Genomic DNA, 23,857 nt, shown 5'->3' with positions numbered 1-23,857 from the left:
CATACATAAAAATGCCCGGTATGATGAATCTATGATTCGTATACGAGGAGGCAGGAGAATGAAGACAATCGCCATATCTGGAACGTTTGATACGAAGGGTGAGGAGTACCTGTACATCAAGCAGCTTGCAGAGGAGCTGGGCCTCAAAGCCCTGATGATCCATACCGGTGTATTCGAGCCGGCCTTCCTTCCCGAGGTGTCTAACCGGGAGGTCGCTTCCGCCGCAGGGGTGGAGCTGGACGAGCTTGTTGCTAAGAAAGACCGGGCGTTAGCTACAGAGGTGTTGTCCAAAGGACTGGAGCGGCTCGTTCCCCGGTTATACCAGGAGGGGAAATTTGACGGCATCATTTCCTTCGGGGGCACCGGCGGAACTTCACTGGTTGCCCCTGCCATGAGAGCCTTGCCGATCGGCGTACCGAAGGTGCTGGTATCCACGGTTGCCTCCGGAAATACCGCCCCCTATGTCGGGACCAGCGATATTATGATGATTCCGTCTGTCGTGGATGTCTCTGGCCTCAATTCGATCTCGACGAGAATATTCAGCAATGCGATGTTTGCCATCGCGGGCATGCTCCTGTTCGAAGCAGACTATGAGCCGGAGAAAAAGCCGCTGGTAGCAGCCACCATGTTCGGAGTGACCACGCCGTGTGTGACCGAAGCACGCAAATACCTGGAGGAGCGCGGCTACGAGGTGCTGGTATTCCATGCTACTGGAATCGGCGGACAATCGATGGAGGCGCTGATCGAAGCGGGCTTCATTGAAGGTGTGCTGGATTTAACCACCACCGAATGGGCGGATGAGCTGATCGGAGGCGTCCTGAATGCAGGGCCGCACCGCCTGGAAGCCGCAGGCCGTAACCGTATTCCGCAGGTCGTTTCGGTGGGCGCCCTGGATATGTGCAACTTCGGACCGGCGGATACCGTGCCGGAGAAGTTTAAGGATCGCAAATTCTATCATCATAATCCTACAGTCACCCTGATGCGGACGACTGTGGAGGAGAATGAACAGCTCGGCAGGAAGCTGGCCGAGAAGCTCAACATGGCGACAGAGAGCACGGTGCTGATGCTGCCGCTTGGCGGCATTTCAGCCATTGATGTGGAGGGGCAGCCCTTCTATGGCCCTGAAGAGGATCGGATGCTGTTCGATACCCTGCACCGTCAGGTGGACCGCTCAAGAGTTGAGCTGATCGAAATGGACTGCGCAATTAATGATCCGGCCTTTGCCGAGGCGGCAGCCCGGAAGCTGATTGAGCTGATGCAGGCCGCGAAGGCCTGAACCACACAATAAGGAGGAGCTACTAAATGAATAAGCAGACCAGAGCTGAGATTATGGATAGATTCAAGCAAGAGGTAGAGGCGGGCAAGATTCTTCTTGGTGTCGGGGCAGGCACGGGGATTACCGCCAAGAGCAGTGAAGCAGGCGGAGCGGATATGCTGATTGTGTACAATTCCGGCCGTTACAGAATGGCAGGACGCGGTTCACTGGCAGGCTTGCTGTCGTATGGCGACGCCAATCAGATTGTGGTAGAGATGGGCTCGGAGGTGTTGCCTGTCGTCAAGGATACGCCCGTTCTGGCAGGGGTATGCGGCACTGACCCGTTCCGGGTGATGGAGGTATTCCTGAAGCAGCTGAAGGAGCAGGGCTTCAGCGGTGTGCAGAATTTCCCGACAGTGGGTCTGATCGACGGCGTATTCCGGCAGAATCTGGAGGAGACCGGAATGGGCTACGGGCTGGAGGTCGAAATGATCCGCATCGCCCATGAGCTGGATATGCTGACCACCCCGTATGTATTTGATCCTGAACAAGCGCGGGCCATGGCAGAAGCAGGCGCAGATATTCTGGTCGCCCACATGGGCCTCACCACCAAGGGCACCATCGGCGCAGTTACCGCGCTGACGCTGGACGATTGTGTGGAGCGTATTGAAGCAATTATCGAAGCCGGACGGGCGGTCAATCCGGAGATTATGATTATCTGCCACGGCGGCCCGATTGCCGAGCCGGAGGATGCGGCTTATGTCATTCAGCGGACGAAGGGTATCCACGGATTCTTCGGCGCATCGAGCATTGAGCGCTTCGCCGCGGAGCAGGGCATTACCCGCCAGACCGAGTCGTTCAAAGCGATTGGGCAATAAGCAAGAAGATAAGATCAAAAATTACAGACCACAGCCCGGCTTCCGCCGGTTGTGGTCTTTTTTTGTTATTATATGCTGCGATGAGGGATGGGGCCCCATACCCGTAACATTTTAGAGAAATGCTGCAAAAAGTGCAACAATGCTGCCCAATAGAAGCGCCAGATACTGAAATCCTGCATGAAATGCAACAAAGCCAGCGCTAACTTGATTTAATCACCGGAATTCCTGCAAATGATGCAACAATGTACCATAGTCAGTAACATTTTTTAGAGAAATCCTGCAAAAAGTGCAACAATGCGATCCATACAAACGCTCCGTGAGAGGAAACGCTCAGAATTGGCGAGAGATAGGCGGAGCACCAGGACTGTACAATGCCAACGGCCGTCGCATGGTGAAGGGGATTGACGGCGAAAGCTTCCGTATGCTGAATTCATTCTGGGGCAAGGATGATCATGAAGTGTTCTTGCTTCAAGACAGGAGACGTGCAGAAGACGCCCGGTTCATCTATACAGTTACGGATAACAATACAATTAATCACATTTTAGACACATTTTTTTGTCCGGGATAGCTAAAATGGGCTATGGTCAGCGGAGCTTCTATTACCTACAATGGGAGCGTTATCATTGCACGGCTGTAAGGCTGGAATTGGGAACATTACTACGTCACTACGTCGAGGGAGTGAACAATGCTAATCTCACAAGGCTTTCGTCCATCCCGTTACACCAAAGTAAGGGCTGTACTGTTGGCAGGCTTGTTCATTATATGCCTGTTCTGCTGCCGTGAGGTCAATGCAGGGAGCAGTGCAGAAGCGGCTCTTCCGCTCCAGCCCATCATCGATTCAGCCCGTGAGGGAGATCTCATCACCCTGGCTCCGGGAACCTATTCGGGTCCGGTCCGGCTGGATAAGCGGGTGACGATTAACGGTAATGGCAAGGCGATTCTGCTGCATACAGCTAAGGACGAACAGGCTACGGTGCTAATCGCAGCAGACGGTGTAAGGCTTGAGAACCTGAAGATCCAGCAGAATAACGACGGGGAAGCAGCGGCTGTTCGTGTTGAAGCGGACAGAGTCACTTTGCAGGGACTGGTGATTCATTCGGCAGGGTACGGAATACTGCTGCGTGAAGCCGATGGCGGGGTGATCACGGACAATAAGATAAGCTGGTTCATCCCCAAAGGAGAAGCACCGGGAACGAGAGGCAACGGGATCGATCTCTATAGCTCTCACGGCGCTGTGATCCGTGGCAACGACATCGCTTATCTGCGGGATGGCATCTATCTGGAGAACAGCCGCAATACAGTGGTGGATCAGAACAAGCTCGCCTATCTGCGGTACGGGGTCCATTGCATGTACATTAACGGCTCGAAGGTCACTAACAACACCGGGGAATACAACATTACCGGCGCGATGGTGATGGGTGTAACGGATGTGGTCGTGTCCGGGAACTCCTTCCGCAAGCAGAGCCGGAATGTGCATTCACAGGGAATTCTGCTCTACGATGTGCAGAATTCAGAGATTATGAACAACCGGGTGGAAGGTAACCGGGTGGGGATTTACATGCAGCAGTCCTCGGATAACAAGCTGCAGCAGAACCTGGTGCTCCGCAACTATATCGGCGTGCAGTTCGAGAATGCAGAGGGCAACCGCTTTGAGCGTAACGGGTTTGTTGCGAATGTCATTGAGGCCCAGGCCACAGGCAGCAGGGACAATGAGATGAACGGGAATTACTGGGATGCCTTTGGCGGGCTGGATCTCACGGGGGATGGGGTCAGCGACCTGAAATATGCGATCAACCCCTTCTATCAGCAATTGGTTGCGGGCAATGCAGCGTATCAGTTGTTTTTCCAGTCACCGGGGATGACCTTCCTGAGCGATATGTACACCGGCGGATCGGCAGGGTGGTCCACGGATTCAGCGCCGCTCATGCAGCTTGCGGCAGGTACAGTTAGCCCGGATCAGGCGGCAGGCGGACAAGGCACGGTCATGGTAGCAGGCTCGCTGCTGCTGTTTCTGTCCGTCATTACAATAATATACTTGGGGGTATTGCGGTTATGAAACGATGGAGCCTGGTCTTGATAGTAGCAATGAGTCTGGTGATTCTAGCGGCCTGCGGGCAGAAGAAGTACGAGCCGGTAGCGGTCAATGAAGACGTCGATATCTGCGTGGTCTGCAATATGCAGGTGAAGGATGATGCCTTCGCTACTCAGCTAACGACCAAGGACGGCAAGAATTACAAGTTCGACGATATCGGCTGCATGAATGAGTGGAAGAAGAGTAACGGCACGGAGCAGATCGGTATGGATTATGTCCGCGACTATAACGACAAGAGCTGGATTGAATTCAGCAAAGCGAGCTATGTGTATGACGCTTCTCTACGTACACCCATGGCTTATGGAGTGATCAGCTTCAAGGACAAGGCGGCAGCAGAAGCGTTCGTGAAGGAGCAGGGGGTAGGCGCTGTGCTGACCGCCGGAGAGCTGGCCTCCCATGAATGGAAGCAGAACAAGGATATGATGAACATGAGCATGCAGAGCGGGGAAGGTCATATGGAGGAGCATAGCTCAGAGGAAGGCACGCATTCCGAAGAGACGGATATGTGAGTATGGCTGACATCCTGCATATTGCCCGCAGAGAGCTTAAGATGGGCTTCCGCAACCCGTGGGCCTATTCTTTCCTGGTCTTATTCTGCACCTTCAGTCTCGGGCTGCTGCTGATCCATGCGAATAACGTAGTCGAAGGCTATACTGCGGTTACGGGCTCCATGCTGAGCCTGATTCTGTATCTTTTGCCGCTGATGACGTTATTTCTGGGCTCCTTCTCACTGACCTCGGAACGGGAAGATGGAAGCTGGCAGCTCTTATCCACCTATCCCATTGGAACCTTATCCTTTGTTCTGGGAAAATACACCGGTCTAGCCGCTGTCCTGCTGACGATTGTAGCGTTTGGTTACGGGCTGATGGGGCTGGTCAGCGGCCTGCTCGGGATGGCTTTTGCGGCGGATACTTACTTCCTGTTCCTGGCCTTCTCGGCAGGTCTGGTCTTGCTGTTCCTGACGCTTGCCCTCTTCATCGGCTCGTTATCCCGCAACCGCTGGCAGGCCTTGACGATCTCGGTAGCGGTCTGGTTCTTCGCCGTAATCGGCTGGCCGACGTTCCTGATCGCAGGCCTCGGGCTGCTCCCGTATCTCTGGATCAAGCCTGCTCTGATAGTGCTGACGATTCTTAATCCGGCTGAGCTGGTGCGCCTGTTCGTGGTGGTGAAGCTGGGCGGAGGGTCCGTCCTGGGACCGGAATATTATCAGTGGGTGGAATGGATTAGCCGCCCGGGCGGCAGCCTCTTGTTCCTCGGGGTCTGCGCGGCCTGGGTGCTGCTGTCCATCTTAGCGGTATATTGGATCTGGGAGAGGGGGCGTTCCCGTGGATAACCCGTTGTTGCAGGTGAAGCAAATCTCCAAGGTCATAGGGCGGCAAACACTGGTTGAAGAGATCAGCTTCCAGGTTCCCGGCGGCAGTATACTTGCCCTGTGCGGCGGGAATGGAGCCGGCAAAAGCACGGTGCTGCGGATGGTAGCCGGCATTCTACAGCCGACTTCCGGCGAAATTACGGTAAACGGGCTGAAGTGGAAGCAATCGCGCAAGCGCTTTTCCATGCAAATCGGCTATATGCCGGATGATTATCAATTCAGCCACGGATTGTCTGCGGAAGAGCTGCTGAATTTCTGGGCGGCATTGCGCCGGATTCCCAGACGCAAACAGAGAGTAGAGGAAGTACTGGCTCTAGTCGGGCTTGCGGATAAGCGCAACAGCCTGGTGACTACCTTTTCCAAGGGGATGCGCCAGCGTGTGCTGTTCGCGCAAGCGCTGCTGGCGAAGCCGCCGCTCCTGATTATGGATGAGCCGACCAACGGGCTGGACCCGTTCTGGATGAACGAATTCGTGAAGCTGCTGCAGGACATCCGGGAAGAGGGGCATACCGTCCTCTTTTCCACCCATCAGCTGGAGATTGCGGACCGGGTGGCCGATCAGATTGTCTTCTTGAATCAGGGCAAACATGTGGGGGCAGGTACGACCGCAGAGATCCGGGCAGAATTCGGTTCGCTGTACGCCGCCTTTCACCACAGTCTGGGGCTGGGATGAAGCTGCGCCGGATCGTTACTCTGGTGATTATTGCCGCTGCCTTTGCTGCCGGAATCTGGGTGTACCTTCAGCAGTCCAGCCAGCCTCCGGCCGGGAGAATGACTGCAGGTGCTTCAGCTCCGGCGTTCGAAACGGTAACCTTGCAGGGGGAGAATGTGAGTCTCAGTGAATACAAGGGCCGGGTCGTGCTGCTTAACTTCTGGGCTACCTGGTGTAAGCCTTGTATGCGGGAAATGCCGCTCTTAAATGAACTAAGCCAATCCGCAGAGCTTCCAGTCGAGACCTTGTTCGTGAACGCTGGAGAATCTAAGGGGACGGTATCGGAGTATATGGCGGAGCAGCAATTCTCTTTTCCCGTAATTATCGATGTTACCGGAAGGATATCTGCCTCGTATAGCGTCAATGCACTGCCGACAACTTATATCATCAATAAGGCGGGCGGGATAAGCAAAATCGTGGCCGGAGAGATCGGAGATCTCGATACGCTCAAGCAATGGCTGGCTGAGGCTGGAGCTGAATAATTATATTCTATACAAAGTATAAAAACGGTAAGCTCTCCCAAAGTCATGAAATACAGATAATTATTATCTTTCAAAAAAAGCGAAACAGACGATTTAACTGTTTCGCTTTTTTTATCTCAGAAGAAAATTCCCAGAAGGGATTTTTTACTTTTTAGCAATTCTGCCCAACTTTTCAAAGCGGGTGTTGTTCTTCAGGGGCATTTGGCTTGGCGTAACGGACTGAGGTGCTCTTATCCGGGAAGAAAGTCGTCACTTGGGCGATTAACGGACTCCACAGGCCTTATCCTTTGCGCGTCAGCTCCAAAACGACTCGTAGAAGGACGATAAGGTCGCCTGAGTCCGTTACACTGCAAAAAGTGGCATTTTCGCGGGGATAAGATCTCTCCGGTCCGTTAGATTTTGGGTGGATAGGGTTTAACAAGCTTATCCATTCTTTTTAAATCTGATTTTAGAACTCAAAAAAAGAAAAATTATTTCTTTTTTTAATTTATTTTAGGAAAAATACTTCATTTAATTAAAATTTCTGCTATACTCATTGCAAAGAGGGAGCAATAAGTCAGGAATCCTGACGCGGGAAGGGCGCTCGCCTTACACTTAATCTGAGGGGGAATGTGGTGTGGGAACTAACAGAAAGGGCTTCACAGTATCGCTGCTGCTGACCATGTCTATGCTGCTTGCGGCTTGTGGAGGAAATGGCAATACCAAGGGGACACCGGATGCCGGAAGCACCGGAGCACCCGGCACGGGCGCTGAAGCTACGGCTGCGGCAGAGCCGGTGAAGCTTGAATTCTGGACGATTGCACTTCAGCCTACGTTCAATGATTACTTCAATAATCTGATCACCCAGTATGAGAGCAGTCACCCCGGGGTGACGGTGGAGTGGAAGGACTATCCCTATGATGCAATCTCACAGCGGCTGTTGACTAGTACAGCGAGCGGCAAGAGTCCCGATGTCGTGAATCTGAACACCGAATTCGCCAGCCAGTTAGGCAGTAAGGGAGCGCTGCTGAATCTGAACGAGTACCTGACGGATGAGCAGGCGAAGAGTTATTTTGAGGGGATTTATAATTCTACGGTATTGGGCGGCCAGGCTTACGCGCTTCCCTGGTACACAGGCACAGAGGTGCTGTTCATGAACAAAAAGCTGGTAGAGAAGGCCGGCCTCGACCCTGCCAGTCCGCCGCAGACCCGTGAGGAGCTGGTGGAGTGGGCCCGCCAGGTTCATGAGAAGACCGGGGCTGCGGGATATGCGCAGCAGCTGGTCTCCAAGCTGTTCCCGATTGACGGCATCCCGATTCTGAACGAGGACAAGACGGCCGCAGCCTTCAATACGCCGGAAGCCGAGGCCATGATCACCCAGATGCGCGATCTGATGAAGGAAGGCGTGGTACTCAAGGAGGATGCGGACTTCAGCAAGCAAATCCAGTATTTCTCCGGTGAGCAGGTGGCCTTCCAGCTATCCGGCCCGACGTTCATTAACTTCATTAAGACCTCCGCGCCGGATGTCTACAAGAACACCATCGCTGTCCCGCTGCCGACAGGCAAAGCGAATCTGCGTCTCTCCAACTCCATGAACCTGGTGGTGCCGCAAAAGTCGAAGAACCCGCAGCAGGCTGTCGAATTCGCCGCCTTCATTACGAACGCCGAGAACCAGACAGCCTTCTCCAAGGTCGCCAACACACTGCCGTCAAGCAAGGCGTCGATTCAAGATCCGTTCTTCACCGACTCTGACGGTTCACTCGAAGCTGAAGCGAAGGTGGCTTCCTCGCAGAGTCTCGACAAGGCTACCGATTATATGGTCGGCGTCCCAAGCGCCGCAGATATTAACTCTGCACTGGCACGGGGCCTGCAGGAGATTCTGATGAACGGCGCAGACATCAAGGAGACGCTGAACAAGGTAGAGAAGGAAGTCAATAATATTATCAGTCAGGGTTCCTAAGTTGCTGAAGCATAGCTGATAAGGGGGAGTTTCTCCCCCGATTCATATCAATTGAGGGTATTTGAAGGAGTGGGAGGTGTAGCGGGTGTACAAGGGGTTTCGGTCTGAATCTTTTACTGCATGGGCGTTTATGGCGCCGGGGCTGCTGTTTCTGGCGGTGTTTACCTTTTGGCCGATTATATACGGAGTACCGCTCTCATTGACAAATTATTCGGTCATTGCCGAGACGAATTATGTAGGTCTGGATAACTTCACCCGGGCCTTTCAGGATCATAATTTCCTGATTTCACTGTGGAATTCACTGGTATATGTGCTGATTGTGCCGGTGATTCAGATCATTTCGATCTTAATGGCGATTCTGGTCAACAGCCGGATTCCTGGAGTCAAAATGTTCCGGGCCGCCTACTATATACCTGTCGTGACCTCGATGGTTGCGGTAGCGCTGATCTGGAGCTGGCTGCTCGGCAATAACGGAGTTGTCAATTACCTGCTGCTGAAGGCAGGGATGATCAGTGAACAGGTCTCCTGGTTGTCCACGAGCAGCACGGCGCTGTATGTTCTAATGTTCATTACGATGTGGAAGGGTCTCGGCTATTATATGATGCTCTATCTGGCTGGGCTTCAGGGCATTCCGGCAGATCTGTATGAGGCTGCCAGGGTGGATGGTGCAGGGCCGCTGCGGCTGATTGTACATGTAACGCTGCCGCTGCTGCGACCGCATATTCTGTTCTGTACACTAATCTCGGTGATGGGCGCGATCCGGGTGTTCGATGAGGTCTACATTCTGACCAAGGGCGGGCCGGGAACGTCCACGCTGACCTCAAGCGTCTATATTTTTCAAAAAGGGCTGGAGCAGTTCAACTTCGGCTATGCCTCGGCGCTCGGGCTGATCGTCAGTGTGATGGTGGGAGCGCTTAGTGTACTTGTATTCAGACTGAACCGGAAAGGCGGGGTGAATTCCTATTGATGCCGCGTAGCTTACGTTATTTCATAACATACCTGCTGCTGATCCTGCTTGCCCTGTTCATGATGGGTCCGTTCCTGTGGCTGCTCAGCGTCTCGCTGATGCCGGGGCGCAACGTGTTTGCGAACCCGCCGGCGATTCTGCCCACCTTCATTGCGTTCGACAACTATGTGCAGGTGTGGAACTTCATGAATTTCCCGCGTTACATTCTGAATACGGTCATCATCACGCTGCTGGGAGTCGTGTTCAACATTATACTGTCCTGTCTGACAGCGTATCCGCTGGCAGCCTTCCGGTTCAAGGGCCGAAATCTGGTCTTCACACTGCTGATCTCGACCATGATTATTCCGTCGGCAACCGCCATGATTGTGCATTATCTGACGATTCAGGCTTTTCAGCTGGGCAATACATTCTTCGGTGTTGTTCTTCCGGCTGCGGTATCCGTGTTCAATATCTTCCTGATGCGGCAGACATTCCTGGGTATTCCGGCAGACATCCGGGATTCGGGTAAAATGGACGGAGCCTCCGAGCTGCGGATCTTCATCCAACTGGTGATGCCGCTCGTCAAGCCGGGAATTGCCGTCATCGGGCTGCTGGAGGTCATGGCCTTCTGGAACAACTTCCTGTGGCCGATTGTCGTATTGGACGACCCGGAGAAGTATCCGCTCGCGGCGGCCCTGACGTATCTGAACGGGCAATTCTCCTATAACTTCGGCTGGATTGCCGCCGGAACCATGATCTCGGTGCTGCCGATCATCCTCGTGTTCCTATTCACGCAGAAGTATTATATGGAAGGGATTGCCGGAGCTATAAAAGGCTAACTAAGGAGGCACAACTCAATGGGAATTTCGTTACGGGACTGCCAGTATCTGTTCCGCGATTATTATACGCAAGGGAAAGAGCTGGTATTAGAGGGCCCGCAGCTGCGCTGTGAATTGGCCTCGCGGTATGCCATGAATCAGGATGTCCACGGTCTGATGGAAGAAGGCGGAGACATCGTAATTCTGGAACCGGCGGGACCGGGCGTAGCCACCGCCGATAAAGGCAATGCGCAGCTGATGCTGGAGTATGACGCCGGGCTGGCTGCGGACGGATACCGCCTGGTGATTGGAGAGGACGCGAAGCTGGTCATTGCTGCGTCTAACCGGCGGGGGCTAAAATACGGGCTGGATGCGCTGACAATGCTCCTCACCGTGGAGGAGGATTGCTGCCGCCTGCCGGAGGTTACGGTGGAGGATGAGCCTTCTTTTCCGGTGCGGGGCATTATTGAAGGCTTTTATGGCGTGCCCTGGAGCTTCGCCGACCGGATGGATTCGGTCAGATATATGAGCGGGCACCGGATGAACGCCTTCATGTACGCGCCGAAGGATGATCCTTATCACCGGAAGCTGTGGCGTGAGCCCTACCCGGATGAAGTGTTTGCCAAGATTCATGACTTGAAGCGGGAATGCGACAAGCATCTGGTGGATTTCTACTATTGTATCAGCCCGGGCAATGATCTGGAATTCCGCAGCAGTGCGGATTTCTTGAAGCTGGAGGAGAAGCTTGCGGCCATGATTGCGATTGGAGTGCGGCATTTCGCACTATTAATGGATGACATAGATTATGTGCTCCAAGGTGACAACAAGCAGTTCCTGGAGCGCTCCGGGACCGCCCATGCTTATGTGACGAACCGGGTCTATGATTACTTAGCCGAATGTCTGCCGCACTTCACCCTGGCGATGTGTCCTTCGGAATACTGGTCGTATTGGAACACGGAGTACAAGAAGGATATCCTTGAGCAGCTTCATCCCGCTGTCAAGGTGTTCTGGACCGGATATTTCGTCTTCGCCCCGGAGATCGGCCGGCGGCATGCGGAGGATAACCATGGCTTTTACGGGCATGAGCTGTGGCTGTGGGACAATATTCCGGTGAATGACTGTGACAAGGACCGGCTGTTCCTCGATCCGGTGCGCGGGCGCAGCTCCCGGCTCGGCAGGTACGGGCATACAGCGGTCGTCGCCAATCCAATGAATCAGTGGGAATGCTCCAAGATCACGCTTAATACGATGGCCCACTATATGTGGAACAGCGAGCGTTACATGCCGGAGCTGTCCTGGGAGCTGTCCGTGCGTGAATTCGCCGGAGAGCTTGCGGAGGACATGATGTTCTTCTGCCGCCAAAATCTGAACAGCCGCCTGTATTCCGGCAGCTACCCGGACCTGGATGATGCGCTGGCGGAGCGCGATCTGGAGCGGCTGGACGCCTATTTCAGCCGGCTGGAGCAGACTGCCGTGCGGCTTGGCGGCTTAGAGAACGCCAAGTTCATAGAAGAAGCTGGGCCATGGCTGCGCCGGGCGATCGCGGATGCAGTGCTGTGGCGGGCTGTCCGCAGGCAACTGGAGGACCCGCTGAACCCGCAGGCACAGGCGGAAGTTTACCAGCGCCTGGAGACCTGCCGCAGCTACGGTGTACGCCTCGGCAGTGATCCGGCTGTACGTGCGGCTGAGGCGCTGGGGATCGAGCTGCCGGAGATGGAAGAGGAGATCCAGACGGAGTTGAACGAAGAGACAGAGGAGGGGGACAGACATGACTAAGCTTCATACACTGGTCTTAGTTCCGCTGGATGAGCGGCCCTGCAATTATGAATTCCCTTATCTGCTGGCTCAGGGAACAGATTATAGGGTAGAGCGTCCGCCAGCCGGGATTATGGGCCTGAAGAAACGTCCGGGTGATGTTGAACAGCTATGGTCCTGGTTCGAGGCTGCCTGTGAAGGAGCGGACGGTGCGGTGGTTGCGCTGGATACGCTGCTCTACGGAGGCATTATTCCCTCGCGGCTGCACCAGCTGGAGCTTGAAGTGCTGGCTGCGCGTCTGGAGCGGCTGCGGGAGATCCGGCGGCGTTATCCGCAGCTGAAGCTGTATGCATTCCAGCTGATTATGCGTTGTCCGCAGTATTCACTATCGGACGAGGAGCCGGATTATTATGCTGACTGGGGCCGGGAGATCTTCCGTAAGGGCTTCATAGGCCACAGGCTGGAGCTCGGGATTGCCACGGATGAGGAGATCCGTGAGCTGGCCGATATCGATCTCCGGCTCCCGGCAGAGGTGCTGCAGGATTATCTTGGCCGCAGAGCAATGAATATTGAAGCGAACAAGCAGGCGCTGGAGCTGGTGCGGGACGGGGTGATTGACTTCATGATTGTTCCGCAGGATGATTCGGCGCCGTATGGGCATACCGCCAAGGATCAGGAGAAAATGCGGGCACGGATCACGGCACTTGATCTGGAGCTTAAGGTATATATGTATCCGGGAGCAGATGAGGTAGGCTGCACGTTGCTTGCCCGGATGTTGAATATGGCCGAAGGGCGGAGGCGAATGATCTACCCGCGTTTGTCCGCTGTGCAGGGGGCGTTTGTGACGCCGCTGTTCGAGGATCGTTTTTTCTATGAGACACTGAAGTATCAGATTCTGGCCGCAGGCGGATTAATTGCATCCAGCGCTGCGGAGGCGGATCTGGTTCTGTTGGTCAGTACACCGGGCGAGACAATGGCGGAAGCGGTGTCGCAGCATCATGCTTACTTCAGCTATGATATCTACCGGAATCTGATGGAGCTGGTGGAGTATGGGGAGTATCTGCTTCGTGACCGGAAGATACCGGTGGCTGTAGCAGATGTCGGGTATGCCAATGGCGGTGACCAGAAGCTGGTTAAGATGCTGCGGCAGAAGAACCTCTTGTTCGATCTGGCCGGATACGCCGCCTGGAATACCAGCTCCAACTCGCTGGGAACCGTAATTTCGCAGGCGATGATCTATCTGATCTACGGACGTACAACAGGCCATCTGGATTTCCTGGCGCTCCGCTATGCCGAAGATGTATGCTATTGTTCAGGAGTGCGCGGAGAGCTTAGTGATGGCCCTGTGCAGGAGATGGGCTATGGCAAATATGAGCTGGACGGACCGCGCGGGCGCGTAGCTGCCCGAGTACAGGAACGGCTGAGTGAGGAGCTGGCTGTACGGATTGATAGTCCATCGGGGAGCGTGAAGATTACCGATTGCTATATGCCTTGGAACCGGATGTTTGAGGTGGGCTTATCTGCAGAGTATGTCCCCTCGTGAGGGCAAGTTGGCTCTATCCATTTTCAATGGAAGCAAACATTCAGAGATAGGTGTATTCCCAAATGGGCCAAAACACAGGCACTGCAGGCATTTTAAATGTACAAAATAAATTCTGATGTTGTACTTGTTCAATGGATATAGAATACAAGAGAGAGGGTGGGGACCCTGAGCAAAAATATACTGGAAAGCCTTCATCTGGGGCTGATTGTCTCCTGCCAGGCACTGCCGGATGAGCCGCTGCACGGGCCGGAGATTATGGCCCGGATGGCGGTGGCGGCAGCACAGGGCGGGGCCGCAGCCATCCGGGCGAACGGAGCAGCAGATGTGCGGGCGATCAAGCAGGCGGTTGCGCTGCCGGTGATCGGCATCGTGAAGCGCAATTACCCGGATTCGGACGTCTATATTACCCCTACGCTTAGAGAGATTGAGGAGCTCCTGGAAGCAGGGGCGGATATTATAGCTTTTGACGGGACCCGGCAGACCCGGCCGGAGCATTGTACGCTGGAGCAGATCATAGACCTGCTGAAGGCAAGCCCGGCCGCTTCCATGGCGGATATCTCCACACTGGAGGAAGCGTTATATGCCGAGTCGCTTGGGGTCAGCTGTGTCTCGACTACTCTGTCGGGATATACACCGTATTCCCGCCAGCAGGAAGGGCCGAATCTGGAGCTGCTGGAGCAGGCTGCACGGCAGCTGAAGATTCCGGTCATCGCCGAAGGCAGGATCAGCCAGCCCGCCCAAGTGGAGGCAGCGCTGGAGCTCGGAGCCTACGCGGTGGTGGTAGGCTCCGCAATTACCCGGCCGCAGCTGATCACCCGGCCGTTCGCAGCAGCGGCGAGAAAAGTGAGGATGAACCATAATGGAAATGAATGACCGGATTAACACGTATTACCCGTCCATGACTAAGTCAGAGCAAAAGGTAGCCCGGTGTGTGCTAGAGCACCCGGATAATCTGATCTATCTGTCTGTGACCGAGCTGGCCGATTTTGCCGGAACGGGCGAGACTACGGTGATGCGCTTCTGCCGCAAAATCGGCTTCAAGGGCTACCAGGACTTTAAGCTGATGCTGGCCCAGGGGCTGCCGAAGCGGCAGACTCTGGCGGACGGCGAACAGGGGGCTGGCGAGGGGGATTACGCTGACCATCTGTATGCCCTGATGGTTGGTGTGCTGCAATCCAGCCTGGGCATGCTGGACCGGGAGCAGCTACAGCGGGCAGTTGAGGCTCTGGATCAGGCCCGGTATATCCAGTTCTTCGGCGTAGGATCTTCAGGAATCACGGCGCTGGACGCCAAGAACCGCTTCCTGCGGATCGGGCGGCGGGTCGAGGCCAATTCCGACAGCCACATTCAGTCGATGATGGCGGTGACGATGGGGGCGGGCGATGTGGCTTTTGGCATCAGTGTATCAGGAAGCACACTGGATACGAATGACATGCTGATGAAGGCCAAGCAGAACGGGGCCAAGGTCATTGCCATGACTAACTATGCCAAGTCCCCGATTGCTTCCATTGCAGACATTGTGCTGCTGACGGCCGGGAAGGAGTCGCCGCTGGAGGGCGGCTCTGTAGGTGCCAAGGTCTCACAGCTGTTCATTATCGACCTGCTCTGCCAGGGGCTGGAGCAGCTTCATGCCGAAGAGACCAAGCGGATGAAGGAGCTGACCGCCCGGGCGGTCATTGACCGGATTTATTAGGGTGCGGGGGAAATGAAGTGGTAGGGAGAAATGAAACGACTGGGAGAAAAGAAGAAATAGTGAATGATGCATTACATTCCGGTTGAGGGAACAGCGTTGGTAGTATAGGGGGCGTTGAGCTCGTCTGTCGAGGTAGGGTATGACAAAAAGGCGTGTAGACGGAAAACCGAACACATTAGGGACGGGGGCGGCGCGTTGGCCAGATGTAGGCGGAAAACCGAACACAATGGAGCCTGGGCGGCGTGTTGCTGGATGTAATCGGATAACCGATTACAATGCGCTCGCGAGAGGGCAGATGGCCAGATGTAATCGGAAAACCGATTACAACGCGCTCGCGAGAGAGCGGATGGCTGGATGTAATCGGAAAACCGATTACAATGCGCTCGCAAGAGGGCAGATGGCCAGATGTAATCGGAAAACCGATTACAAGTGTATTGTTACTCAGGGATCATGCTCTATGCCGTCAGACAGCAGGCGAATGGAGATATATGAGGTTGTCACTTATGAGCTGAAACTTAAGCCCTAAAACGGTACCTAACCTACAAGGATGGCAGCGCCGTTTCCGTGTGGTACAGAATCAGTAGTGGAGGTGGTGCGAATGCGGCAAGTCATAGGTGTGGATATCGGGGGGACGGGCATCAAGGGGCTTGTGACCGATGAAGCGGGGGCGGTTCTGGCGGAAGCCAGGCGCGACACGGAGGCCCGGCTAGGCCGTGAGGTTATTCTCGGCCAGGTCCATAGTCTGATAGAGAAACTGCTGGCGGAGCATCCTGCCGTGGAAGCGCTGGGGATTGGTTCTGCGGGCAGGGTGAATGCGGATACGGGCGAGGTGATCTATGCCACCGATAATCTCCCCGGCTGGCAGGGCATGCAGCTTACGCAGTGGGCAGAAGCTGCCTTCGGGCGGCCTGCGGCGGCCGATAACGATGCCAACGCGGCGCTGCTCGGCGAGGCCTGGCTGGGCGCGGGACGCGGCAGGACGAGCTTGGTCATGCTGACCCTGGGCACCGGGGTCGGCGGGGCGAATCTGGCGGAAGGCCGGCTGCTGCGCGGAGCCGCCTGGAGCGGTGGCGACTGGGGGCACAGCGTGCTGGTGCCGGGAGGTCGCCCCTGTAATTGCGGCAAGCGCGGCTGCGCGGAGCAATATGTGTCCGGCCAGGCGCTGCTGCGGCTGGCACTGGAGGAGACCGGCCGGGCGTATACGCACGGGCGGGAGATTATGGCGGCGGCGGAGCAGGGCGATACGGCAGCGCTCGCGGTGCTTGGGCGCTTCACAGCGGACCTGGCGCTGGTGACAGCTAACATCGGGGCGGCGGTAGACCCCGAGCTGATTATTATCGGCGGCGGCGTCATCCAGAGCCGTGCCGTCTGGTGGCCGCTGCTTGCCGGGCAGGCGGGCGGCAGTTTGGCCGCCCGGATCGTGCCGGCGGCGCTGGGCAACCGTGCCGGCTGCTTCGGCGCGGCCCGGCTGGCTCTGGAACGGCTGCGCCAGGACGAAGGCGATGGACAGATCTAACTGCTGCGGCAGAGAGGAGATGGAGAGATGACTGGCGAACAGGAGAAGCGTTCGGATGTTGTAATTATTGGCGGCGGCCTTGGAGGAACGGCGGCGGCACTGGCTGCAGCCAAGGCGGGGCTGCGGGTACTTATGACGGAGGAGACGGACTGGCTGGGCGGGCAATTGACCTCGCAGGCGGTACCGCCGGATGAGCACCGCTGGATTGAGCAATCCGGCAGCACTGCCTCGTACCGTGAATTCCGCAGCAGGGTCAGAGACTATTACAGGCGGAATTATCCGCTTACGGAAGCTGCGAAGAGCGACCCGATACTGAATCCCGGCAACGGCTGGGTTAGCCGATTAGCACATGAGCCTAAGGTGGCACTGACTGTTCTTCAGGAGATGCTGGCTCCATATGTGAACACCGGACGGATTGAGGTGCTCTATCATACGGTGCCGGTTGCGGCCGATACTGAAGGGGATTACGTGACTGGAGTGACTGTCCGGCAGGGACCGGGCGGTGACCTTATCAGGCTGAGCGGCGACTATTATCTGGACGCCACGGAATGCGGCGATCTGCTGCCGCTGGCCGGAGTCGAGCATGTCAGCGGCGCTGAAGCCCGCAGCGAGACCGGGGAGCCGCACGCACTAGAACTCGCAGACCCGCTCGACATGCAATCGATTACCCATGTGGCGGCGGTGGACTATGTGCCGGATGGAGACTATACAATACCGCGTCCAAGAGATTATGATTACTGGCGCGAATATGTCCCATCGTTCTCACAGTATCCGATCTTAAGCTGGTACGCTTCAGATGCTGACGATACGACCAAGCTGAAGCAGTTCACGATGTTCCCGAATGAGCAAGGAATTGTCTCCCTGTGGGATTACCGGCGGATCGTAGACCCGGCCATCTGGACGGAGCCCCTGAATGACGGCGAAGTCACTCTGCTAAACTGGGCGCTGAACGATTACTATGCCGGGCCAATTATCGGCGTATCGCCGGAGGAACGGGAGCGGCATCTGGAGGGAGCACGGCAGCTCACCCTCTCACTCGTGTACTGGCTTCAGACCGAAGCGCCCCGCCTGGACGGCGGGAAGGGCTACCCGGGTGTAAGGCTGCGCGGGGATGTGCTCGGCACGGATGACGGGCTGGCCAAGGCCCCGTATATCCGGGAATCCCGGCGCATTCGCGGGCTGTACACTATTGCGGAACAGGATGTAAGCAAGGAGCTGCGCGGGCCGTCCGGGCCTAAGTGCTATGAGGACAGCGTTGGGGTAGGCAGCTATCATCTGGATCTTCATCCCACGACAGTGAGCCAGCGTACCTTTTATATCCCGAATCATCCTTATGAGATTCCTCTTGGATCATTGATCCCGGTAAGGGTTAAGAACCTGATCCCGGCCTGCAAAAACATATCCATGACCCAGATTGCGAACGGCTGCTACCGCCTGCATCCTACAGAATGGAATATCGGCGAGGCGGCAGGCACCCTCGCGGCCTATGCCATCAGACAACAGGTCGAACCATCGGCGGTCAGGGGAAATGCGGAGCATCTGGAGGCCTATCAGCAGCAATTGATTGCGCTCGGCGTCCAGCTGCACTGGACCACAGAGGAGTTGGAGGCCTAAGCGCACATGCTCCTGCAATCCAACCTAACTTAACTGGCTATAGTCACATATCCAAGGTAAGGTGCCCCGTCAGCGGGGTGCCTTTTTGGTATGGTCTACTTAGTAGATGTTACCTGGCAGCAAGCAATTGGAAAAACGTATCTTGTTTTATTGGTTTTAGCAGAAACGGAGGAAGCAAGTGGAAATTGTACAACTAAATAGCTTCAGTCACGCTCCTTAGCAGGAAATATGCAAAATTAAGTGCCTTTTTTCCAACTTCTATCGTACTATGGCCTAATCGTCCATCAGGAAGTGTAGAAATCCAACTAATTCCCTTATCCCAAAAAACAAGTTCTAATCTGGAAAACAAAGTATTAGACTTACATTGCATCTTGGAGCTAAGGGGCAGGTTAATGGATGTTGATCTAGAATTCTTTAATTAAACATACTATTTGCAGTGGGGAATGGATAACATGCAATTACTTATTGATTGGCTAAACCGCAATCGAATATGTAAATGTGAAACCTGTAAAACTGAGCTTAATGTTTATGCATATGTCTCTGATAAATCGCTGATTTTGTACTGTGTTGCATGTAATGAGTTTTTTTTCAGAGCAGATCCTAGCTCACCTGTAAATAAGTATGATGTTCCTGAAGGACTTTTAAAGCTATGGGGAATGGACCCTTATAATATTTATTATAAAGGACTTCCAATTAGCCAAGCATACGAGCCCAAGTGGATTAGATTTCTCCGGAAATTCTTAAGATAACGCTAAACGTTAGTCCAATAACAGCGGCAGTCTGAGACTTTTTGTCAAGTCTTATTCTGCCGTTGTTTTATGTTAAATTTTAAATATAAATTTATATATAAAAGTTCAGGCCTGTTATATACTCAATCTAGCTTTCCCAAGCAGCGTACACCATGAGATGAGGAGAACTGAGAGAACATGCCAATTCTGAACAGATTCAAAGGAAACACACACGCAGGTGCGCCGCCCCAAACAGACCATCAGCTGATCGGCCTATTAAGAAACTATGTGGATCGGGCTGAACGCAAGGAAGAAGAACAAGCCGATACCTATTCTGCCGCAGTCCCTGATGAACTGCAAGCATTGTTAACGCGACTAACGTCCGTGATACATAAACGCGAGGACTACTACAAGGTCAGATTAAATATGATCACCGAAGCGATAGAGATATCCCTCTGGGAAATGGATGTTTACGAGGGAGATCCGGTGAATCCGCTCAACGAGTTCAGGTGGACCGATGAGCTGCGCCGGATGATCGGCTATACGGATGAGCATGATTTCCCGAATGTACTGGAGAGTTGGTCCAACTGCCTTCACCCCGAGGATAAAGAGGGCGTACTGCAGCTGTTCGCGGATCATATGCTGGACCGGACGGGCACGATCAAATACGACATAGAGTATCGGCTGAAGACGAAAGCAGGTGAGTACAAATGGTTCCAGGCGACAGGCACAACCGTACGTGCGGCTGACGGATCGCCTATTATGGTAGCCGGAGCATTGCTGGATATTCATGACAAAAAAATCAAGCAGGATGAGCTGGGCGCACTGGTAGTCCGCTACGATCTGGTGAACCGCGCCTTGGTGGAAGCACCTTGGGATATGGTGGTTATCGCAGGCGATCCGGTCAACCCGGATAATGAGTTCTGGTGGTCAGAGCAGTTCCGCAGAACGATTGGTTTTGAAGGCGAGCATGATTTCCCGAACCTGTTAAGCAGCTGGAGCAACCAGCTACACCCCGAGGACCTTCAGCCCACGCTGGACGCCTTCGCCAATCATCTGAATGATTACACCGGGCAGACAGACTATAAAGTGAACTACCGGCTGCGCTCTAAAAATGGCGAGTACCGCTGGTACCACGCAGGCGGCGAAACTGTTCGCGATGAGCAGGGCATCCCTCTGAGAGTTGCCGGTACGATCCGGGATGTTACCCACGAAGTCACCAAAGAGGAAATTGTACGGCAGGTCAATGTACAGATGGAGGGCTTGCTCGCAGCGATTAATGAGATCGTCCGCGGCATTGTGTCGGTTACCGAGCAGGCTCAGGACATGGCTGAGGTCCAGGAACAATCGCACAAGGCAGCCATGGAAGTCAAGGTCAAGACAGGGGAGACCAAGGAGATCACCCAATTCATCAGCGAGATCTCGAACCAGACAGGCCTGCTTGGGCTGAATGCTGCAATTGAAGCTGCCCATGCGGGCGAATACGGCCGGGGATTCTCCATTGTGGCTGGTGAAGTGAGGAAGCTCGCGGAGCACAGCAAGACGGCATCGGGCAACATTGAAACCACCATGCAGCAGATGAATGAGAAGGTTGATGACATCATTACACGGATTAACAGCATGTCCAGCCTCACCGAAGCCCAGGCTGCTCTGACTCAAGAGGTCAATGCGTCGATTGAAGATGTGAGCCGGATGTCGGAGGAGTTGTTAAATATTCTGCGAACTTTGTAAGGGCTAACTGGAATGAAACACTTTAGTTGAGATCAAAGAGCGAAACGAAGCTTCAAGCGTTTCGCTTTTTTGTGTTGCAAATTTCGGAACGCGATTGGACCTTCAGGGACATTACTATCAGATGTTTAAGGTACAAGCGGATGCTTATTGACAAAGTGTTAGAATCCGGCTATATTGGGTTTCGTTAAATTATATTTCACGCAATTAATAGGAGGAGCATACTGATGTCCGAATCCAATCATGCTTTTGGTCAAGCGCTGGTGAAATCTCTGGTAGGGGAACGCGGACATATTCCGATCGCCCGGGCTTTACCGGATCTGACGCTGGAGCTTGCAGGTTATACAATAGAGGGAATTCCCTACTCCATCTACCAGTTGTTGAAGCATATGGGCTACTGGCAGGATTTCATGCTGACCCACCTGGAGGGCGGCCAGCCTCAGCGGCCTGCAAGCATACAGGAGAGCTGGCCTGCGGAGAAAGCTCCGGCAGATGAGTCCCAGCTTCAAGAGGCGATTATGCATCTGCTGGAAGGGGTAGATAAGGCGGTTGCCATTGCCCAGACCGCCCAGCTTGACGAGCCGTTGGCCCATTTTCCAGGGGAGACCAAGGGCGGGCTTTTGCGCAACATTGCTTCTCATAACTCCTATCATCTGGGGGAGATTGTTCTGCTCCGCCGTCTGCAGGGAGCGTGGCCGCCGCCGGGGGGCGGGTATCCGGCTTAAGGCTCAAAAGACCCGAATCCATTCGACATATTTTGCAAAATAAATGAAATATATGTTTTTCTATGGAAAAGTCTGCGATGTTAGGTTGCAGGCTTTTTAATTATTTCAATTCTGTGAAATTTAGCAGATTTAAGAATAAAACAGCAGGAATTTATTAAAAAAAAGTAACAAATTTAATAGTAACACTATATTATTGGCTATATCCTATTAACAAGTATAAAGTCCTATAAATGTTAATTGCATGAATTAGTATTTTGGGGTGTATGCGGCCGTGCTTTTCTGTTAAATGAGATGGACGAGAGGACGATCTGATGAAAGCTCTAATGATGGGTAATGAGGCAATTGCCAGAGGCGCTTATGAAGCAAATTGTAAAATCATTTCATCGTACCCCGGAACACCGAGCACAGAGATTGTCGAGAGCATAAGTGTCTATGAAGGCGTATATGCCGAGTGGGCACCCAACGAGAAGGTGGCGCTGGAAGTGGCGGCAGGCGCATGTATCGCCGGTATCCGCAGTCTGACTACCATGAAGCACGTAGGGGTCAACGTGGCGGCAGATCCGCTGTTCAATATGACCTATGAGGGTGTGAATGCGGGCCTAGTCATTGTCTCGGCAGATGATCCGGGCATCCATTCCTCCCAGAACGAGCAGGACAACCGTATCTATGCAAGTCATGCCAAGATGCCGTTAATAGAACCCTCCAGCTCCCAGGAATGCAAAGATATGATGCTTGAAGCCTATGAGATCAGTGAGCGCTTCAATACACCGGTCCTGTTCAGGACAACTACCCGGGTCTCCCATTCCAAAGGAATAGTAGAATTCCAGGAAGGGCTGGCGGTGGAAGAGAGGTATAAGACCTATAAGAAGAACAAACTGGACCGGCTGCTGCTTCCGGCCATCTCCAGACGACGTCATCTCGAAATTGAAGCAAATCTCCTGGATATTCAGGCCTATTCCAACTCCTCCCCTCTAAATGTACTGGAATATAGCTCCCCGGATATCGGCATTGTCACCAGCGGTATATCCTATCAATATGTCAAGGAAGTATTCGGAGATACGGTATCTGTGCTGAAGCTGGGTATGAGCTACCCGTTCCCGGATGAGAAGGCCCGCGCATTCGCTGCACAGGTCAACAGGATCTATGTAGTCGAGGAAGGCGAACCATTCATCGAGACCTCGCTAAGGGCCATGGGCATTGCCTGCACCGGCAAGGAGATCATTCCCGTCTGTGGTGAGCTGAATCCGGAGATTATCCGGAAAGCCATCACCCGCGAAGAAATGGACTGTTACGAAGCAGTCCAGGTGCCACCAAGACCACCGAGACTGTGTGCAGGCTGCGGATATCTGGGACTGTACAGCGCGGTCAAGCAGCACAGGGATATTCTAGCCGCCGGGGATATTGGCTGTTACACCTTAGGTGGAACGGAGCCGATCAAAGCCCTGGACACGGTGCTCTGTATGGGAGCATCCATCTCCATGGCCACAGGCATGCAGCGGACCCAGGATTTCAAGCCGCTGGGCAAGAAGGTATTTGCCTTCATCGGGGACTCCACCTTTTTTCACTCAGGCATGACCGGGCTGCTGAACGCCGTCTACAACAAGACCCCTATCGTCGTCTGCATTCTGGACAACCGCTCCACCTCCATGACCGGCAATCAAGAGAATCCGGGCACCGGACGCACGCTGCAAGGCAGCACATCGGAGCCTATACGGATTGAAGATATTGTGCTCGCACTGGGCATCAAACCGGATAACCTCATCATACTTGACCCCACTAACCTCCAAGAAACGCAGCAGTGTGTGGAGACCGCCAAGCTCAGCACTGAACCATTCGTCATCATCTCCAGACATCCTTGCGAACTTCTCAAAAATAAGACCGAAACCAAAAGAAAATATGTTATTGACAACATCAGCTGTGTAAACTGCAAAAAATGTACGATGCTGGGCTGCTCAGCGATCAAAATTGTGGACCGCCAAATCATCATTGATCCGCTCGAATGCAAGGGCTGCAGCATCTGCCAGCAGATATGTCCCTATGACAGCATTAAGGAGGCTTAAG

Annotated in this window: 19 protein-coding genes; all 19 read left to right on the top strand. The window is 54.1% G+C overall.

Translation table 11 applies throughout. From position 1 onward, the window contains the following. The first annotated feature begins 58 nt into the window (after positions 1-58). The 19 genes from NST04_RS20385 (at position 59) to iorA (ending at position 23,856) form a co-directional block, all read left to right on the top strand. On the top strand, positions 59-1,276 hold the full coding sequence (locus tag NST04_RS20385) for a Tm-1-like ATP-binding domain-containing protein (RefSeq protein WP_341185871.1): 1,218 nt from the start codon (positions 59-61) through the stop codon (positions 1,274-1,276). 26 nt (positions 1,277-1,302) lie between these two features. Continuing rightward, positions 1,303-2,133: a phosphoenolpyruvate hydrolase family protein gene (locus tag NST04_RS20380; RefSeq protein ID WP_341185870.1), complete on the top strand. Its 831-nt coding sequence runs from the start codon at positions 1,303-1,305 to the stop codon at positions 2,131-2,133. A 685-nt stretch (positions 2,134-2,818) separates the two neighbouring features. After that, positions 2,819-4,189, top strand: coding sequence for a right-handed parallel beta-helix repeat-containing protein (locus NST04_RS20375; protein ID WP_341185869.1), 1,371 nt, complete (start codon positions 2,819-2,821; stop codon positions 4,187-4,189). Next, positions 4,186-4,734 (top strand): nitrous oxide reductase accessory protein NosL, encoded by a 549-nt coding sequence (locus NST04_RS20370; RefSeq protein ID WP_341185868.1) that lies wholly within the window; start codon positions 4,186-4,188, stop codon positions 4,732-4,734. Before NST04_RS20375 ends, NST04_RS20370 begins: the two co-directional genes overlap by 4 nt. A 2-nt stretch (positions 4,735-4,736) precedes the next feature. Continuing rightward, positions 4,737-5,558: an ABC transporter permease gene (locus tag NST04_RS20365; protein ID WP_341185867.1), complete on the top strand. Its 822-nt coding sequence runs from the start codon at positions 4,737-4,739 to the stop codon at positions 5,556-5,558. Beyond that, positions 5,551-6,270, top strand: a complete 720-nt coding sequence (locus NST04_RS20360; RefSeq protein WP_341185866.1) for an ABC transporter ATP-binding protein — start codon at positions 5,551-5,553, stop codon at positions 6,268-6,270. Before NST04_RS20365 ends, NST04_RS20360 begins: the two co-directional genes overlap by 8 nt. Then, a complete protein-coding gene (locus NST04_RS20355; protein WP_341185865.1) occupies positions 6,267-6,791 on the top strand; it encodes a TlpA family protein disulfide reductase in 525 nt (174 codons plus the stop codon). The genes NST04_RS20360 and NST04_RS20355 overlap by 4 nt, the downstream gene beginning before the upstream one ends. Before the next feature lie 616 nt (positions 6,792-7,407). After that, positions 7,408-8,730, top strand: coding sequence for an ABC transporter substrate-binding protein (locus NST04_RS20350; protein WP_341185864.1), 1,323 nt, complete (start codon positions 7,408-7,410; stop codon positions 8,728-8,730). 85 nt (positions 8,731-8,815) lie between these two features. Then, positions 8,816-9,697, top strand: a complete 882-nt coding sequence (locus tag NST04_RS20345) for a carbohydrate ABC transporter permease (protein WP_341185863.1) — start codon at positions 8,816-8,818, stop codon at positions 9,695-9,697. After that, positions 9,697-10,515 (top strand): carbohydrate ABC transporter permease, encoded by an 819-nt coding sequence (locus tag NST04_RS20340; protein WP_341185862.1) that lies wholly within the window; start codon positions 9,697-9,699, stop codon positions 10,513-10,515. Before NST04_RS20345 ends, NST04_RS20340 begins: the two co-directional genes overlap by 1 nt. Before the next feature lie 18 nt (positions 10,516-10,533). Continuing rightward, positions 10,534-12,270 (top strand): protein O-GlcNAcase, encoded by a 1,737-nt coding sequence (locus tag NST04_RS20335; protein ID WP_341185861.1) that lies wholly within the window; start codon positions 10,534-10,536, stop codon positions 12,268-12,270. Beyond that, on the top strand, positions 12,263-13,792 hold the full coding sequence (locus NST04_RS20330; RefSeq protein WP_341185860.1) for a DUF4127 family protein: 1,530 nt from the start codon (positions 12,263-12,265) through the stop codon (positions 13,790-13,792). The genes NST04_RS20335 and NST04_RS20330 overlap by 8 nt, the downstream gene beginning before the upstream one ends. Positions 13,793-13,957: 165 nt before the next feature. Continuing rightward, positions 13,958-14,665, top strand: coding sequence for an N-acetylmannosamine-6-phosphate 2-epimerase (locus NST04_RS20325; RefSeq protein WP_341186807.1), 708 nt, complete (start codon positions 13,958-13,960; stop codon positions 14,663-14,665). Next, positions 14,652-15,485 carry a MurR/RpiR family transcriptional regulator gene (locus NST04_RS20320; protein WP_341185859.1) on the top strand — a complete coding sequence of 278 codons (834 nt, stop codon included), beginning with the start codon at positions 14,652-14,654 and terminating at the stop codon, positions 15,483-15,485. The genes NST04_RS20325 and NST04_RS20320 overlap by 14 nt, the downstream gene beginning before the upstream one ends. A gap of 598 nt (positions 15,486-16,083) precedes the next feature. Next, entirely contained in the window at positions 16,084-17,001 is a 918-nt protein-coding gene (locus tag NST04_RS20315; RefSeq protein ID WP_341185858.1) for an ROK family protein, read from the top strand. Positions 17,002-17,028: 27 nt separating this feature from the next. Continuing rightward, positions 17,029-18,615: an FAD-dependent oxidoreductase gene (locus tag NST04_RS20310; RefSeq protein ID WP_341185857.1), complete on the top strand. Its 1,587-nt coding sequence runs from the start codon at positions 17,029-17,031 to the stop codon at positions 18,613-18,615. 926 nt (positions 18,616-19,541) lie between these two features. Continuing rightward, the gene (locus NST04_RS20305; protein WP_341185856.1) at positions 19,542-21,074 is read left to right on the top strand and encodes a methyl-accepting chemotaxis protein; all 1,533 of its coding nucleotides are present in this window, start codon (positions 19,542-19,544) and stop codon (positions 21,072-21,074) included. Between the two features lie 224 nt (positions 21,075-21,298). After that, a complete protein-coding gene (locus NST04_RS20300) occupies positions 21,299-21,796 on the top strand; it encodes a DinB family protein (protein ID WP_341185855.1) in 498 nt (165 codons plus the stop codon). 311 nt (positions 21,797-22,107) lie between these two features. Beyond that, the gene (iorA, locus tag NST04_RS20295; RefSeq protein ID WP_341185854.1) at positions 22,108-23,856 is read left to right on the top strand and encodes an indolepyruvate ferredoxin oxidoreductase subunit alpha; all 1,749 of its coding nucleotides are present in this window, start codon (positions 22,108-22,110) and stop codon (positions 23,854-23,856) included. Position 23,857: the final 1 nt, after the last annotated feature.

Source organism: Paenibacillus sp. FSL H7-0756 (assembly GCF_038006765.1).
Classification (GTDB): Bacteria; Bacillota; Bacilli; order Paenibacillales; family Paenibacillaceae; genus Paenibacillus_AQ.
The sequence above is the reverse complement of the archived record's forward strand: the minus strand, read 5'-3'. Positions and strand labels throughout refer to the sequence as shown.